The sequence below is a fragment of the Ralstonia pickettii genome, from assembly GCF_000607165.1.
In the GTDB taxonomy this organism is placed as follows: domain Bacteria; phylum Pseudomonadota; class Gammaproteobacteria; order Burkholderiales; family Burkholderiaceae; genus Ralstonia; species Ralstonia holmesii.
In genome coordinates this window covers 71,507-87,725 of sequence record NZ_JFZG01000031.1, presented here as the reverse complement: position 1 = coordinate 87,725, position 16,219 = coordinate 71,507, and the positions used below count along the sequence as shown (strand labels likewise).

Sequence of the window (16,219 nt, the reverse complement as noted above, 5' to 3'; positions counted from 1 at the left end):
CATTCCCCGGGATGGGGAACGTGCCCCCATCTCGGGAAAAAACTCATTTCATTGCGACGCTACACCGGCAGGATCTTCAAAAGTTCTTGCCACCATAATCGTCCGACAAACCAGCAACAGAAGTTACCTCCTGTCTACCGTTTCCAGCTTGATACTGCTTGCGCTGTTCGGCCTTGCGCCCTTCTGAAGCACCGCCTCGCTGCTGATCGTTTCCGATCGGCTTTGCGCGCTTGGCGATCAGCTCCATCGTTGACACATAGATTTCGACAACTTTCACCTTCTGACCGTTTTTCTCGTAAAAACGAGGTTTCACACGGCCTTGGACGATGACTTCGTCGCCTTGCTGATACTTCTCAGCATATTGCTCAGCGGCATTCCCAACTACGACGCAGTCGTGCCACTCTTTGACTTCCACCCATTCGGTTCCATTGTGATAGTCGTCGTTCGTACAGAGCGAGAACAACACAGTGGCACCGCCAGAGTTGCGAAAACGAACTTCAGGGTCCTTCCCCAACCAGCCGTGGAGAACACAATGGTTCGTGTTTTTCATCTCTTACCTCATCAATCAACTGAGCAACTCAACGTTGAAGGCGTTCTTCCAAGCTTTCTTTCCGTTCTGCTCGTGCCACTCGATACGACCGAGGTGCTCGATTCGAACGCGATCGCCAACTTTAGCCCCACACTCATCAATTGCTCTCTCCAGGTCGGTACCCCAAACCGGCAGGGCGTTTCCTTGGAGTTCGTCTGCTTCCATGGTCACGCAGAACTGGTCAATTTGCTTTGCGGGTTTCCCCTTCTCTTGGGAGATCTTTCTGGACTTGACGCCCAATTCGATGACTCGCCCGGTGTAGACCTTTGCAGGTCGGCTCTTCGACCGTTTCAACTCCACGGCATCCTTGAAGGATTTCGGCATCACTGCGACATCACCGTCAACCTTCTTGGCCTCCATTGTTGAAGCTACTTGGGTGTCCTCCACTTGTACCTTTGTGGACCCCCCCTCTTCCTTCTTCGCGTCACTGGCGGACTCGTTAGAACCCGAAGCGACGATCCGAAGTTTCACTTCATGCTTGCCTCGCAGAAGTCTTTGGACTTGCGCGATGGTTTGCCTGATAACCACTTCGACTTCGGCCTGGCCGGAGTATGCAACCTCCTCCAACTCGTACCGCTCGAAGCCAACTTGCTCGATCAAGGCACGGTCGTAGATTTTTACGAGCCTCCTAACCTTGCCGCCCGGGTAGAACCACAACAGCACTGACCCAAAGCCCTTCTCGAAGCTGATGGTTCGTGTGAACGCTGCCGTTACCGGACCCGAAAACGCAATTCGGCTCTTCGGTTCAGCCACGCTCATGGCCGGCTTGAGACTTGGCACCGGTTCTGGTGACTTCGTCTTTGCCGGCTCAGTCGCCTCCAGATCCTTCGGCACACGGCGCTTCGCTGCTTTCATTCCGAAAGCAAACAAGAAGCGACAACTGACGAGCAGCAACTTCGCTGCGCCACGCACCACCAGTGAAGCGATGGTGACCGCCGTCTTGAGGGCGAACCCGATCAGGACGAAGCACCACTCCACAATCGTTTCACACACTCCTTGCGGACGGCGGTAAACGCTACCTTGCTGAGACATATCAACCTCTCATCAGAAATTGACCAATGGCCTCCCCACTGAGAAAACTGTTGGAGAGACAACCAGTCCGGCTTTGACAGATGCTCCATGGAGCGCCCCGAAAAACAGGTCGCGACCAAAGAACGACAACATCTCCTTCCCGCTTTTGCGAACAGGAACGAGATCGAGCTCATCGCTCGTACTGCGCGGCTTGGCAACCTCAAGTCCTAACCTGATTGCCGCGCCGAGGACACCGATTACCGTCTGGTTGCTCGCACGGGTTCCCACGACAAACATCTCGTCGTGGCAATCGACAAACGACCAGTCAAGGTCACCTCCGACCAGGCCCGCGACTGACTTCCTGAATGTTGACTCCTTGACGCCGAGTACTACGAACAGGAGGTCTGAGGCCGCCGTTTCTACGACAGAGCCCTCCTCGAACTCTCTTTCGCCGAGCGACTCGAAGCCCATGGCCCCGAGCTGCTCTTTGAGTGAGCTCTGCGTGTAGCCTTCGACGATATGCTTCGTCATCCGCCCGCCAGATACCCCGATGTGCAAACACAGCGGGGAATCCTGCGTCGTCGACAAAGCTACGTCGAGACCATCAGTGGCCTTACGGAACAGCAGAACGTTATTCACGATCAGCCTCCCGCTAGATCCAGTGCATGCAAGCTGTCCTTGCTGGATTTGTATTCAGCTCCCCCGAAGGTTTGCGTCACCAGCTCGTGAACTGCAACTCGAACCTCATCTGAACACGACAAGGACCACGCACGTTCGAGACCGTAGTGAATGGGTGCCTCAACGAGGCCTCCACCCTGTGCCAACATCGCCTTGCCGACCCAACGACGCAGAACGCGTGTCGAGATCGTCTTGTCGAGAGCACCGGACTCGTCGGACTCACCAGCGTAGAGCTTGCGCACTTGGTTGGCGACAGTAACGAACATCTCCGCAAGAGTCTTTGGTGGCAGACCAGGTTGAAATGGTTCGATCAGCCCCGCAACCAGATCGATCTCGACCTCAGGTGGGAGGTAGCCGAACCAGCTGAACTCGAAGCGTTCGTCATTCGCGTTGTCCTGCGTATGACGTCCATGAACCAAGCCTTTGTCATCCTTTGGATTGCAGGTGGCGTAGACGCGAAACCCCTTCCGCGGAACAACAAGTTCGCTTGTTTCCGGAACCAGATACGGCCGTCCCTCCAGAAGGAGGTTCAAGCCGGTCATTTCTCCCGGATCGATGACGTTGTATTCATCGATCAAAACGGACATACCGAGGCGGGCAGCCATGAGCACTGGGCCGTCTGACCAAGACACGCCACCCTCTTGGTTCGGAACGAGCCGGCCAATCAGGTGATACGCCTGGGTCCTCGGATTTGCCGACATGCAAAGAAGCGGCAAATTCAACGCGGCGTGGAACTGCTGCACGCCTGCCGTCTTGCCTGTCCCGGGGTGACCCATTGCGCAGAAGGCATTCCCACCAGCAACGTAGAAATACGCCAGATCGCGCAGGTTTTCCATCGGCCACTTGTAAGTCGGGTCCTTGGCCGGCGTGAACGCCGAAGGCGCACTCAGACCAATCATCGTCTTACCACGCATCAGCTCAACGCCGAACGCTTGATAAGCGTCGTGCTGAACCCATTGCGGTTGGACCTGCTCTTCGGCCAGCCCAGCACCAGCGACAGCCTGCGGCGCGGGAGTGGGAGCAGGTGAAGCCTTCTTTCTGCCCTTCTGTCCCGTACCAGCGGACGTTGTAGCTTGGGTTGTCATAAAAATCTCCGGATGATTTGGAGACTCCAGTCCCCACGGGGACAGGAGCCCCCGGGGCTTAACTACTCAGAATCTGCTCCCGCCTCGACCGAATCTGCTCCCTGAGTTCTTCAGGATTCAGTCCAGCGACACGGCAACAGGTAGCGAAAGTGAAGGGGATCTCGTCTTGATAGACCCGCACTCGCACCCGGCGCTGCTCAACGACATCAGTTTCACGTCCGTCGATATCCTTATCCCTCCTATCGGAGAGAATCTGGTCGCGGTAGCCGCAAAAGTTGGGCTTCAAAATCCAATCAAGGATATCGAGCTTTTCCTCAGTGCTGATCCGCATCGACAGCAGTTCGATCGATCTCTCGAGGAGCAAAGCGTGGAGCCATTTGACGGCATCCGCACTCCATTCCTCATTCGATTCGACCGCCCCAGCGACGTTGACTGCTTTATCTACCGTGGCACCGTCTGCCGCCTCAAAAATCTCAGCGAACATCTGGCGCAGCAGGGGCATGTCCAGATCGTCGAATCCCTCAGGGACCGGCCGAACCTTCTTGGACTTGCTCTTGGCGTAGGCGACTTGCCTCGCTTCACGCTCTCGCGCTTCCTGGGCGTCCTTCGCTTCCCGCACGATTTGCTCGTGCGCCGGAATGAAGAAGAACGTTGCCTGGATTGGTGATGTCGAAACTTGCCTCATGAACCATCCTCCTTCTCGGAGAACAGTTCGGCACCATCCTTCAGCGCTTGGACGATATCGGCAGTACGCCGACCGTCCTTCTTTGCACTGATGAATTCGTGCCGGCCATTGGCCTTGCGCTTCCGGGCGAGGACGATACATCCCCCGGAGCCCGACAACTCCCAGACCGTAAAGAACCGGTCTTTGGAAACGTTGTCGTCGACCTCGACACGCGACACGACACGAGAATTGCCCTGCAGACGACTGACTTGCGTCCAGTCCATAGGCTTCTCCATCTGTGAGACGCGAGAAACCCATCCCCCTGCGGAAATGAGATTCCCGCAGGGGTTAATACGCGGCAAGGTTGCCGCGCCAGGCTAGGCCTGTAACAAAGGTAGGCTAGAACACCAGCTTTAGCCGGAAAACTCCGGCAATACCCCCAAGACACAACAGTGTCCAGAGAGCATTTCAACGACGTTCAACAGCTACGCCGCACGAAATACCTGGCTTTGGAATAGACAATGGAGGAAGGGAAAGCGTATCAACGCCTATTCGAAAGCCCCCGGTTCCACCAGGGGCTGGTACTTCTGGCAGTGCTTGAGGCACTCCCGGGCCAAGGGCCCGCTTAACTAGCGAATTAGCGGTTTCCCGCTAGGGGCCGGCCGTCGCCAGCTCGCAACAATTGGGCTACGAAAAGGGTACCAGTTCCAGCTGCTGGGTGTGGGTTCTCTACCGACACGTGGCCATTCTGTACCGCGACCGTAGAAATTGCAAGCACGGCTTCCTACCAAGAACCACAGGCGGCCCTTATGCAGTACCGACTGGTGCGCCAAACAGCGCATTACGCCGCATACCTGCAAGAAAGACACCCTTCATAGACGACGATTCCGCGTTGTTGCACCCGGTGGCGACAATTACTCTAGGCTGACCCACTTCCTATGAGGAATCACCATGACAACTGCAGAAAACGTCAACCTGCTGCGCCCGACCGTGACCGAATCGGTCGCGGAGTTCGCTCGCGAAGCTTTCGGCCGCCAGATGCGCGGCGCTGTGGCGATGGAGCCCGTTGAATTTTGCTCCACCATCGTGCAATCCATCGTTCGACGAGAGTACCTGCTGCTGAACAAGAATATCTCGTTCACGATCGACGCTCCGCGCACGTTGCCCCGGTTCGATACGACTGCGTGCGACGAAATCGATGATCTGTTCAAGAAGAAGATTGGCGACACGATCGTCTATGTCGACAATCTGACCAAGCAGCTGTGGGCGCTGTTCGAGAACAACAGTGAGACACCGGCGGCTGAGTTTCCCGGCATGCTCAAGCAGGATCTCCCCTACGTCTCTCCGCGCGTCAAGGAGTACATCAAGCTCCTGCGCCGCGCAGATGAGTACCTCAAGCTCATCTGGGCTGCGTATCTTGCCGGCCTCGTAAGCGCGCGCGACCGTCACAGCGCCGAGATTGCTGTCCGCAAGCGCCTTCGCTCGATCTCCAACCTCGCGCGCGACGTGAAGTTCCGGATGTACAAGCAGTTCAATGCCTGGCAGGCCGCTGAGAAAGCCCGATTGCCTGCCGGTTCCTCCGCAGCTGCCACTGCGGGATCTGCCCACACGGGAGACGAGAGCGTGGAGACCGACGCCACCGAAGAAGGCGCGACTGCATCAGCTACCGATGAAGCAATCTCCGTCGCGCCGGCATCCACCGAAGCCCACTCGCATGCCGAGGCAGCCTAACTCGTGAGTCTCAATCCTTCCCAGCACCGCGTGGCGTACGGCCACGGCAACATCCTTGCCGTGGCCGGCCCCGGCTCGGGGAAAACCAAAACGATCATCACGAAAATCGGGGTCACCCTTGAGGCCGACCGGAAGAATCGAGTCGGCGCAGTGACCTTCACGAGCGATACGGCGGCTGAAATGCGCCATCGCCTAACTCGAGACATCGGGCCCGACGTACTTAAACGCGTAGAGTTGGGTACCTTTCACAAGCTCTCGATCGATCACCTGCGCCGGCACAAGATGCTCGGCAAGATCGCTACACCACCTGAACAGAAGACTTTCCTCAGGCGCGCGATCGCGGTTACCAATACCGAAATCGACAACGAAACGGCCTTAAAGCTGTTCGAGAACTTCAAGTGCGCGATTGCGCCCGACGAGTCGGATGTTCCTCCGTTCATCGCGGCATACAACGAGATGCTAAAGCGCAACCGCGTTGTCGATTTGTATGACGTCATGCGCGACTGTGCTCTGAAAATGACTAGCGGAGAGCTTCCCCCTCTTCCAGTCACCCACCTTCTAGTCGACGAATTCCAGGACAGTGACGAGATCCAGTTCGTCTGGATGATGGCGCACGCCAACAGGGGCATCCCTGTCACCATCGTGGGGGATGACGATCAGTCGATTTACGCTTGGCGTCGAGCTCTCGGCTACAAGGGCATGATCGATTTCGTCGAGCAAACCGGCGCTGAGATCATCCCCCTTGGCGAGAACTATCGATCCCACTCTGAGATCCTTGGCCCTGCAGACAGGCTGATCCGTCACAACGCTGGACAGCGAGTGGAGAAGAACCTCGTCGCAAAGCGCGGCCCTGGTGGATCGGCTCACGTCTACGCTGTGTCTGCTGCGAACCGGCAGGATGGAGAGGAGCACGATTCCGTTGCCCTTCAAACTCAGTTTCTCGTGCCCTTCATCCTTGAGTTTGCGCTACCCGAAGACGAGCAACCGGGCGGCAGAATTGCAGTTCAACCAGAACAGTGGGCGATTCTCGCGCGAACCAACTTTATGCTCGACACGGTCGAGGCAGTCTTGGACGAGTTCAACATCCGCTCCCGAAGGAACGGCGCCTCGTTTTGGGACAAGGACTACATCAATACCTATCTCCAGTTACTCGTGTCCGTCGAGACGATGAGCCGCAGCGGCATCGATCACGCCCTCGCGTTCGTCGGCGCCGGTGAAGAAGCCCTCAGCCAACTTCACAAGCGGATACCCGGCGCGACCATGGCTCCGTTCTTCGAGCGGGACTTCGACGACTACGGCGATATCGCGAAGGTCGATGCAGAGCACATGCGTTCACTTCAGCAGCTGCTAGTCACTTGGCGACAGGATGCGCTGTATAGAAAAATCCCTGGCACGAACACACCGATGCGTGCGGTCAACCAGGCTATCGATAGCGCAGCCACCTTCCTCACCATGGGAATGCGCCAAGGACAGTATAGGGACCGCGTCTCTAAACATCTGACCAAGGCGGCGGACATTCTTAAACGTCGTAGTGGTTCGCTGGTGTCTCGTGTTCAGAGCGTCCAAAAGCCCAAGGGAAAGGACGATCCAGCCTCTGTCGGCTTGTTCACCATGCACAGTTGCAAAGGTCTTGAGTTTGGCAACACTGCCATTGTCGGCGCCGACAAGGACATCATCCCTTCGCTTGGAGAGGGTAGCTCCGAGGTCGACGAACGGCGGTTGATGTACGTGGCGATGACTCGAGCGAAGAACCGCCTTTTCATTCTCCACTCTCCCGCGAACGACACGCCATACATTGCTGAGGCTGGGCTGGCCTCGAACCCTGCCACGGTCTACCCCGACTGAGCCTCGATTCCAACGATCTACATCAAAAGACGATCCACATGACCCGCGTTGTGCTGCCGACTGTCGCTGACTACAAGCGCCTGTACCGACAAGAGAAGGCCGAGCTGTATGCCCAAGACAAGTGGGCCGACACCGCGTGGCTGTATGACTTCTGCGTCCTCGCATGGAAAGGCTTGGTGTACGCAATTGTCTTGGTCCCCGTGGCCGCCTTCTGGGTGGGTGCGTCGGATCTTCCCTATGTCCGGGAACTGCTCAATCAGAGCAATTTTGAAGATCTGAAGAATCTCCTGCTCCGGTACTTCGTTGGCTTCTACTTCCTTAGCTTCTTAGGTCACGCGCTCTTCTACCGTTGGACTTTGCCTTCCCGAGTCAAGCGCCGCATCACTGCGAAGGTGGTGGCTCAATACATCAAGGACGACATCCGAAGCGGTCGGTGACGCGAGCAACTCCGCCGGCGAGGTGGGCATTGACGACATCGTCGTCAAGAAGGCAGAAGCGCTCTCAATGGCGATGGTCGGCACACTCTTGGGCTTGTTCTACGTGCTTCCGTTTATTCGGCTGTTGGTCAACGCGAAGTCCTCGGTTCGCCGAAGCACTCATTCCCGGCCCTAACCATTCCAACTCCGCTCACCTGCCCCGGGGGCTGCCGTTGCAGGTGACGAAACTCTGATCTCTGATGCGTTAATCCAACCGCTTGGCCTAGTGTCAGCTATTGGTAGCGATTACCAGGGGGAGCCCAAAAAGTTTCGCGTAGCCCTCGGCGTGGCGGTGCTGTAGAACAGGCTCTCCCGTGCCTTTTGTCCACCACAAATTGGACATCGCCACGATCAAATCCGGCTTTTCCCGCCCGATCGAGTAGAGCACCTCCCAGGGCAGATACTCTTCATAGCAGAAGAGAAAAAGTGCCCCTCTTCCGCCGATAGGCATCACCCCGCTGGAAAACCATTGGGCGGGATAGTGATAACGAGATAGAGGGTTCCATTCGGCGACGGGCACCGTCTGGCGTGCCTGAAATTGAAGTTCGTGTACCCCGTCCGAGGTGTACTCGTACTCGCGCGCAATGTTGGCCATTCCGACGTCAGTCATCGCGTTTGCACCAAACACCACGCTCACCTTCTTCTGTGCAGCGGCCTGCTTGAGCATGATCTCAAGCACGCCATCTTCGGAAGAGTCATAGGTGCCTATGATGCTTTCTGGGAACACAATAACCTTTGCTCCCCGGGAAGCTTCATCATGGATGATCGTGCGCATCTTCACGAGTGTTTCAGGAAGGGTATCTGGCGTTTGGACACCCCATTCCGTAGAAACGCCCACCCAATCTTCTGAACGTGCGAACGAAGCCTCCTCCAAGGGCGAAAAGACCAGCGCGACAACCACTGCAACGCCCACCGCTACCTGGCCAAAAAATCTGTGTGCGTAAGCGCCGAGCAACGTGGTGAAGCCAGCGCCCAAAGCAAGCCCCAACCACTTGGTTCCTGGGAACCAGAATCCCCAAGTGGCCACAAGCGACCCTGCCAAGAACGCTCCCAGCGGCGGATAGGTCCACAAGACGGTCCATGCCATGACCGCAACCGCCTTTTTCTTTGGGCTTTGAGTGTCATTCGGATACAGCGCAGCAACGGTTGCACTGAAAATCAAACCGTAAGTGGCACCTGCTGCAAGCCCCAGAAGCCACGATCCGCCGAAGAAGGTACCGGCACCACCGAAGCCCATCAGGCCAATGTCGAGACCGTATCCCAACGCAAGACACCAGGCTTGCAAGCGGGATGTGCACATAACCATCACCACAGGGAAGAGTGCGGCCAACAAGGGCGCGGCATGCTCTCGCCAACTGAACGCACACATCGATGCTCCAACCGCAAACGCGAGAAAGCACCCCGCAAGTTTGCTTTGGCCAAATGGCAACGCTGTCGCCCGCCACTGGCTGAAATTGCCCCAAGTCTTGCCGGCCATAAAGATCCATTCCTCAAAAGCAAACCGCGGCGGATCTTGAGGTCCGCCGCGGTCTATGTCTAGTCGTTCAGCCTACTGCCGCGACTTGTGCAGAGTCAGAAATGACGACTCGCAATGCGGGTGCCTGCTGAGCTTGTGCCGGAGGCTGCGTAAAGTTGGCGACGGGCGACGGATCGTGCGTCAACGCCGGCGGTTGAGTGGAACTCAGCTCTTCAAGATGGAGATCCTGCCCAGGCGTTCGCAAGCCTTCTCGAGCAAGCGGCTGCTGGTGAGTTACTTCACCTATGCGCTGAATCTGCCCGCTTACATTTGTCGCCGAGATCCCGTTGTGCTCGATGTTGGCGTGAATTTGGGCGGCGTGACTGATTGTCAGACCGTCAATCTTCTCGCAGCGAATCGTCGATCGGTGGGAGGACGTTCCGACCTGGCCTAGAACAATGCAACGGCCTTTGGCCACGATATCGCCCTCAACAATGGCACTTGAGTCGATCAACAGCGTTCCGGACTCACTGATGACATTGCCTTTGACCACGCCACCAATGCGACCGCCTTCTTTCAATCTGAGCGCCCCTTCGATAGTGGCGCCGGCTGGCAGTACCGCTGTGATCTTTTCCTTTACGGGATCGATGCTCAGCACGCACGACACCGTTTCAGATGCTTGATCATTCATGGGGGTGATGTTCATTTTGACTCCTTACCTTTACTGAATTGGCCGCCAACCAAGATCGGCGAGTTCTGCTCCGCTGCCGGCGCCTCGTGCGGTTGCGGCCGCACAGGAGCCTCCTGATGCACTACGCGAGGCCTCACGATCTTCGGAGCAGCAGGCAGGGGCACAAGCGGCGCCCGTTCAATGAGAGCTTGGGGAACCGGTTGAACTTCGGCTTTTTTCACCGGCTGGGCCTCCACCGCGACGGGAGCCGGCGCAGCAGCCTGAGCCGGTGGCGCCACCGGGGCATTCGCCTGTTGAGGTCCTGTAGGCGCTGAGGCGAACGGTTGCACCGCCGAAGCTTGGCTGTGAACCTCCACTGGGGCTGCCGGCTGCGTCGGTGGAATGACAGCAGCTGCTTGCGTGACCACTGCAGACGCTGCAGAAGGGGTCACAGCTGAAGCCGGAGCCTGTGTGACGGCCCCACCAGCAACTAAAGTTGGCGGAGTGCTTGAGGTCGCAGACGACCTCGTCTCGTTATGAACCGTCGGGAGAAAACCCTTAAAAAACTTCCATCCGTCGCGCATGTAGATGGTGCCGGCCGTGAACGCAAGCGCTCCGACGCATCCAACTGTCAACGCAACCCGCAGGCGCTCCGCGCTCAGCGGTTTCATGACGAATACCCCCCCCAGCTTTCGCCATCCCGTCTTAGCAGTGAGGCTTCGCGCTTGCCTGGAGCCGTCCTCAGGCTTTGCGAACATCACTTCAGGCTTGGGCGCTGGTGGTAACGGCCCCAATCGAGGCGCGGCCGCATTCGCCGCAGTCGCCTTGGATTGAAAAGGCGGTCGTGTGGGGGTACCTCCAACAAACTGTTCGAGACGCACCGTAATGGATGAGCCGATCACCCTCGCGTCTAGTTCTTCAAAGGCCATAGTGCTCCTTGCGATGTATCAAAAACCTGTCCCGCCTGCTACTGCACGCGGCATTTCCGGGATACCGGCCAAGGAGGCCGCAGTTACCCTTCCAAGTGCGCACCCCCGCACCGATGGAACCATCGGGACAGGCGTCGGCACATCTGCATCTGCGGGCGCAACGAGATGCAGCATTTCGGATTTCAAGTTGCTTTCAGCGCCCTTGGCCGACAATTCAGCACTAGGAGCTAGGCGCTCGTTCAGAGAGGTAACGCTGGTAGCAGCTTGCACAGCTTTACGCATCCGGAACCTCGCCCCCCCTTTTGGAGGGGGAAGCGGCGGAGCCGCCTCGAGATCAGCAATCGGCTGGTCGCCACCGGCGACAGCTTCCGAGGTGTGACCATCTGCATTAACGGCCACAAGCTGCAAAGATTGAGAAGCATGTTCTCCACGAGAAGCTGCTCGTCGACGGCCGTAAAAGTCCTGAACCTGGCCGAAGTCTTCCGGAGGCGCAAACTGAGACTGAGCCTTCAACTGGAGAAGAGCCTCCTCCATCGCGCCTTGGTCAAAGCCTGCTTCTTTCTGCTGACGCTCGTATTCCATCGCCACCTTCACCGCTTCATTTGGATTGATATCCCGGAGAACGAGATCGGCGTAAAACACAGATGAGTTGTCGGAGTCGGCGGACACGGTGTTGCGCATTTTCAGCGTCATCGGAATGCCGGTCAGGCGATTCCCAAACGCAGCATGCATTGAGTGAACCTTTGTAACGAGCGTTTGCGCCGTGTTCCTTCCAGCGGAATGGAGAACAAACACCGAGAACGGATCGTCTTGCCCCTCAATTCGAAAAATCAACGATGTGCGACGTTGGCACTGCACTTCCTGCGTGTTTCCGAAGGGGCAACGTTCGCATCCTGGACAGGCCGTTGCGACTGTTCGCTGGTCGCTCTCGAGGCGAACAGCGCTCTCCCCGTTGCCGACACACACTCGTCTACCATCCACAAGACTACGGGCTTCTAGTTGCTGGGTAAGCAGCAGCTTGGGGTTGTTGTAAGGCAGCGTGATTGGAATCTCGCGCAACTTCAATTCACCAGTCGCTGTGCCTGCATGGCCGTCTAACTTGAGCCTGTTGTGAAGCTTGTCGTGGATGGGATGCTTTGCCCAGCTGCCGTCGGCATTGCGTTCGCGGTTGTGCACTTCGAAGTAATCGAAATGCACCAGATAGTCCTCTGCGCCACCCAATCCAGGGCGAGTCTCGCCCATTCGCACGGTGCCAAGAATTGGGGTATCAAATTCGAGACCGGTGATCACGTCATTCTCCTGTAGGTCGCTTGAGACAATTTCAACAGACCGCGCGTCAATTTCTAGCCCTCGCGTTCAATGTCGTGTCTCAAGCCCCCAAACGGCCGCTTTTCCCGTTAGGAATCGAATGCTCTCATCGATTCCGGCGATTTCGGCTCCGATATCCGCTCCGCTTCTCGCTGGTACTTCGATAACGTTCACGCCACTACTGTTATGAAGATGAACTCGGAATCCCTGACTCATCGTCGTGACAGTGACGCCTTCAATCGCTGCACCGTCCCCTAGCGCCCCCTCGATACGGCGTGTACCAGCACCAAGCAACATCCTGCGAGCGTCGTCGATAGCCTTGTCGATCCATTGAATCTGGCCAATGGCGGCACCTTGGAACTCCTCCACATGAAAGCCCAAGTAGCCCTGCAACTTCGCATGTATGCTTTGCCAAACATCGGGAGCAGGCAGGCTGAATCGTGACGCTCCGGTGGTCGCCCGGGCTACGACTCCAATGGCGATGACGACCAGCGGCCATTCGTCACCAGGACCCACTGCGTGAACGTACTTCTCGATTCTCGCGGTCTTTCCCTTCATCGTCATTGCGACCATCTCCCTCTCAAAGTTGCGCATGGACGCTGGAGAGATCACGGTCGTACCTTGAAGAGAGATAAAGCGGTCTAGCGTCCTCACCTTGTAGGGCGTCGTCGCGCGCATCAACAGTGCAAGTTCCTCCATGAACCGATACTGCCCCTTAGCCGACTCAGTGCGACATTTGCGTTGGCGAGGCAGCAGAATCGGCACCCCGAAAAGTGCGCCGCTGAAGGTTTCGAGAGGTTTGTTCGTCATGTCAGATCCCCAGGACGTTCATCGGCTTGGCATGCGCAAGCATGTTCGGCACGCCGCGAAGCAACCCGACCTTTCGGCAGATCGCATCGATCTCGGATTTCGGAACTGAGGGAAACAAGCCGCAGATTTCGCGAAAGCCTGTGGCTCCGGCAGTAACTACCTTGCCCTGCTCGTCTTTCAGCGTAATCAGAGTCGGAAACTTCTCGGAGGCTGCGAGCAAGACGGCAAGAGCCTTTGATCGCAGTAGGGGTGGGTTCCCTAGATTGTTGTAGACCGCGCGGACCTCGTTGCAGAAGTCTGTCTGTGTGACAAAGTTGACCTCGGCTAGCTCGAGAAAGGTGTTTTTCACATACGCCTGCAGAGCAGGCGATTTGGGGCGAGAGAGTGTGTTCAGTCGTTTCATGCAGCCAACGATACCGAACCTTCCTCCAGTTTCTATCCCCGCTGTTCAAGGTGCCTGACGCCAGAAAGGGGCTTGAATCGGAGTAATGGCCCTGTACGCTGATCTCAGACTTTCGAGGTGTGAGATGAATGCGTTCCCCAATATGATGCAAAGAGCAAACCTTCCGGCCTGGCGAGGTAAGAAAAAGGCGGTCTTTGGCGTGGATAGGGACAGCTACTCGATGGCCGTCACCGACGAGGAGTACCACTCTGACCGTGACTACGTGTCGTCGACGCAGCTGAAGTCGATCCTCAAGACCCCAAAGCATTTTCTCGCGGCTGTTCAAGGGGCCGGCAAGGACAAGCAAGTGTTGGAATTCGGTCGCCTTGCGCATATGGCCGTGTTTGAGCCGTGGCGATTTGAGGACGTGGTGCTGCCCTATGACGGCGAGTTTGACCGACGCCTTCGTAGCTGCAAGACGTTTATCGCTGATCATCCGAACCATACTGTCATTGGGCAGGACAAATTCGACGCACTCCTGTCCATGCGCAAGGCAGTTCGAGAACACTATTTTCGCGGCCGCACTCTTGGAGAGTGGTTTGACGAAGGGGAGTCGGAAAAGGCGATCTACTTTGTTGAGCGGGTAACGAATGTCAAATGCCGGGTCAAGGTAGATAACCTGCACCCCGAGTTCATCTTCGATCTGAAGTCGACCGTCGACGTTCGACCCGCAGCATTCAACGGCTCTGTCCACGCTTACCATTACGATCTGTCGGCGTTCATGTACCAGACGGGCGTCCAGTACTTTACTGGTGAGGAGAGGCCATTCGTCTTCATTGCGGTTGAGAAGGAAGCGCCCTACAGCGTCATGACCTACACCGCAGGAGACTCCCTGCTCGACAACGGTGCTCAGAAGTTCGAGGACGGCCTTAATCGGTTGAACCATGCACGCGCGCATGATTCTTGGCCGGGGTACGCGGGAGACTATGTTCTCGAAGTGGATCGGTGGCACGAATACCAATCCAACCACGACATCCTGGCCTCGGCCTAGCCTGCCCATGTTCTGAGTCTCCCGCTGTCTACATGGACAAACTGCTTGGTCGCGTAATAGCCAACACCGCCACCGCGGAGGTATAGCCCCAACCTTGCCAAGTACTCTGTTGGGACGTCGGGTACACGTATATCGGCTGCCCGGCCGACCAGGTGCATGGAATTCCGAGCTGAACCTTCAGTTCTTCCGTTCGTCGCTTGCGTTCGGTACCCTGATGTGACGACGATTGGACGTTCGATCCCTGCCTGCGCGAACCAGCCGTAGACTCCGCACAGAATGTCCAAGAGGGTGGGATTCATCTGAACCACCGCGCCGGCGCGAACGTCTCGAAGCAACGTGCAGCATTGGACATAAGCATCGACAACGAGCTTTCCGTCTGCCCAATAGACGGTTCTGACTTCTTCCCCTGTTTCTTTGCGTCTCAGCCACAGGGCCCGCGGTCGGGACCAGTAGTCATCCCGCGCTTGCGCAAAGATGGCTGGAGCATAGGCCGCCGCCGCCACTAAAGTCGCGCTCTGTAGAAAGCGTCGACGTGGCAGGCTCGTGATCGGCGAAGGGGCGGGATGGGAAAGATCTTCCATTCCGCTATTTTTTTCGGACTAGCCAAAGTCAGCCAGCGCGAAACGGTACGCATCAGGGGTAGCTTTCGCGTACGAGTTCTCGCGCCCAGCGCTCTAGCTGGTCTGCACACAAAAAAAGGGAGGAAGCCTCAGCTTCCTCCCTTTCTTTTCTACGCGTGATGATCGTGCGGGTTGTGTTCGGCGTAGTACGCCGCGTCTTCCGCCGCATGCGTTCGACGCTCCACTTCATCAGTCAACTGTTCTTCGCTCGATGAACGCTTCCTTTTCGAAGAAGAGTCTTGATCAAAGAAGCCGACGAAGAAGCAGAAAAGCACGAACAGACCCACTGCCCAATTGAACAATGTCTTCATAGCTACTCCTCGAAAAGTGGAGCAGCTCGACCGCGGGGTACGAGTGCCCCACGGGTCGGTTATCCGGTCGCCCGAATTGGCTGGTTCCCCAGCTGGTCGTTTGAAACACGAATGGTCGGTCTCAATTTGAGCACACATCGTAGCCGACCAACTGCGAACTGGCAACGAGCCGGTTCTTGCTGAGAAGTTATCAACAGGGCGCTGCTGGTAGGTAACCACTTCTAAGGGCCACCATGAAGAGTTTGTTCTTTTAGTTTAGAAGAACATCCTTTGTTTACTTGTTTACGGGTCGAGAACTGGCTTCGCGCAAGCGTTGGCAGCTCAGAAGGTAACCTAGTCTATGGACTTAGGCACCTTCCACACGGCACCTATCGCTTGTCAGGTTACTGACTTCACAAGAGCCAGGTATCCAGTTCTCGTAATTTGGGCCGGGGCAAGGCCGGTAGACCTGGTTACCTATAACCGTCGATGCCTATCCATTGTGCAACTCACCCACCTTCCCTTGAAGCGGGCTGCCAAACCTGTGCCGTCGCGTCTTAAGCGGCGCTTCAATCTGTTCTGAGTGGTAATAGGTAACCAGATCTACTAGGTGGGACTGATCTG

Annotated in this window: 17 protein-coding genes; 4 read left to right on the top strand and 13 right to left on the bottom strand. The window is 56.8% G+C overall.

The genetic code is table 11. The features are described from left to right. Positions 1-76 precede the first annotated feature (76 nt). The 6 genes from BG83_RS0125480 to BG83_RS0125455 are packed head-to-tail and all read right to left on the bottom strand — an operon-like array spanning position 77 to position 4,311. On the bottom strand, positions 77-550 hold the full coding sequence (locus BG83_RS0125480; protein ID WP_024979406.1) for a single-stranded DNA-binding protein: 474 nt from the start codon (positions 548-550) through the stop codon (positions 77-79). Between the two features lie 15 nt (positions 551-565). After that, positions 566-1,621: a hypothetical protein gene (locus tag BG83_RS0125475; protein ID WP_024979405.1), complete on the bottom strand. Its 1,056-nt coding sequence runs from the start codon at positions 1,619-1,621 to the stop codon at positions 566-568. 12 nt (positions 1,622-1,633) lie between these two features. Then, positions 1,634-2,239, bottom strand: a complete 606-nt coding sequence (locus BG83_RS0125470; protein WP_024979404.1) for a hypothetical protein — start codon at positions 2,237-2,239, stop codon at positions 1,634-1,636. A 2-nt stretch (positions 2,240-2,241) separates the two neighbouring features. Beyond that, positions 2,242-3,363 (bottom strand): AAA family ATPase, encoded by a 1,122-nt coding sequence (locus BG83_RS0125465; protein WP_024979403.1) that lies wholly within the window; start codon positions 3,361-3,363, stop codon positions 2,242-2,244. A 58-nt stretch (positions 3,364-3,421) separates the two neighbouring features. Further along, positions 3,422-4,048, bottom strand: a complete 627-nt coding sequence (locus BG83_RS0125460; RefSeq protein ID WP_024979402.1) for a hypothetical protein — start codon at positions 4,046-4,048, stop codon at positions 3,422-3,424. After that, the gene (locus tag BG83_RS0125455) at positions 4,045-4,311 is read right to left on the bottom strand and encodes a hypothetical protein (protein ID WP_024979401.1); all 267 of its coding nucleotides are present in this window, start codon (positions 4,309-4,311) and stop codon (positions 4,045-4,047) included. The genes BG83_RS0125460 and BG83_RS0125455 overlap by 4 nt, the downstream gene beginning before the upstream one ends. Positions 4,312-4,978: 667 nt before the next feature. Between BG83_RS0125455 and BG83_RS0125450 the strand changes: the two genes are divergently transcribed. Genes BG83_RS0125450 through BG83_RS0125440 form a run of 3 tightly spaced genes read left to right on the top strand, consistent with a single transcriptional unit; the run spans position 4,979 to position 8,040 of the window. Beyond that, positions 4,979-5,758 (top strand): hypothetical protein, encoded by a 780-nt coding sequence (locus BG83_RS0125450; RefSeq protein WP_024979400.1) that lies wholly within the window; start codon positions 4,979-4,981, stop codon positions 5,756-5,758. Between the two features lie 3 nt (positions 5,759-5,761). Then, positions 5,762-7,603 carry an ATP-dependent helicase gene (locus BG83_RS0125445; protein ID WP_024979399.1) on the top strand — a complete coding sequence of 614 codons (1,842 nt, stop codon included), beginning with the start codon at positions 5,762-5,764 and terminating at the stop codon, positions 7,601-7,603. Between the two features lie 38 nt (positions 7,604-7,641). Then, the gene (locus BG83_RS0125440; RefSeq protein WP_024979398.1) at positions 7,642-8,040 is read left to right on the top strand and encodes a hypothetical protein; all 399 of its coding nucleotides are present in this window, start codon (positions 7,642-7,644) and stop codon (positions 8,038-8,040) included. 268 nt (positions 8,041-8,308) lie between these two features. On the opposite strand, the gene BG83_RS0125435 is transcribed toward BG83_RS0125440, so the two are convergent. From BG83_RS0125435 to BG83_RS0125415, 5 genes are all read right to left on the bottom strand, one after another. Next, entirely contained in the window at positions 8,309-9,556 is a 1,248-nt protein-coding gene (locus tag BG83_RS0125435) for a hypothetical protein (protein WP_024979397.1), read from the bottom strand. A 67-nt stretch (positions 9,557-9,623) separates the two neighbouring features. Next, the gene (locus BG83_RS0125430; protein WP_024979396.1) at positions 9,624-10,241 is read right to left on the bottom strand and encodes a polymer-forming cytoskeletal protein; all 618 of its coding nucleotides are present in this window, start codon (positions 10,239-10,241) and stop codon (positions 9,624-9,626) included. Positions 10,242-11,152: 911 nt separating this feature from the next. After that, positions 11,153-12,424, bottom strand: coding sequence for a hypothetical protein (locus tag BG83_RS0125425; RefSeq protein ID WP_024979395.1), 1,272 nt, complete (start codon positions 12,422-12,424; stop codon positions 11,153-11,155). Positions 12,425-12,490: 66 nt separating this feature from the next. After that, positions 12,491-13,252, bottom strand: a complete 762-nt coding sequence (locus BG83_RS0125420; protein ID WP_024979394.1) for a hypothetical protein — start codon at positions 13,250-13,252, stop codon at positions 12,491-12,493. Position 13,253: 1 nt separating this feature from the next. Next, positions 13,254-13,655, bottom strand: a complete 402-nt coding sequence (locus BG83_RS0125415; protein WP_024979393.1) for a hypothetical protein — start codon at positions 13,653-13,655, stop codon at positions 13,254-13,256. Between the two features lie 124 nt (positions 13,656-13,779). Between BG83_RS0125415 and BG83_RS0125410 the strand changes: the two genes are divergently transcribed. Next, entirely contained in the window at positions 13,780-14,685 is a 906-nt protein-coding gene (locus BG83_RS0125410; RefSeq protein WP_024979392.1) for a PD-(D/E)XK nuclease-like domain-containing protein, read from the top strand. Here BG83_RS0125410 and BG83_RS29080 read toward each other — a convergent pair. Continuing rightward, a complete protein-coding gene (locus BG83_RS29080) occupies positions 14,682-15,266 on the bottom strand; it encodes a YcbK family protein (protein WP_080693741.1) in 585 nt (194 codons plus the stop codon). The two genes, BG83_RS0125410 and BG83_RS29080, sit on opposite strands and share 4 nt — an antisense overlap. Before the next feature lie 149 nt (positions 15,267-15,415). After that, on the bottom strand, positions 15,416-15,616 hold the full coding sequence (locus BG83_RS0125405) for a hypothetical protein (protein WP_024979391.1): 201 nt from the start codon (positions 15,614-15,616) through the stop codon (positions 15,416-15,418). Between the last annotated feature and the right edge of the window lie 603 nt (positions 15,617-16,219).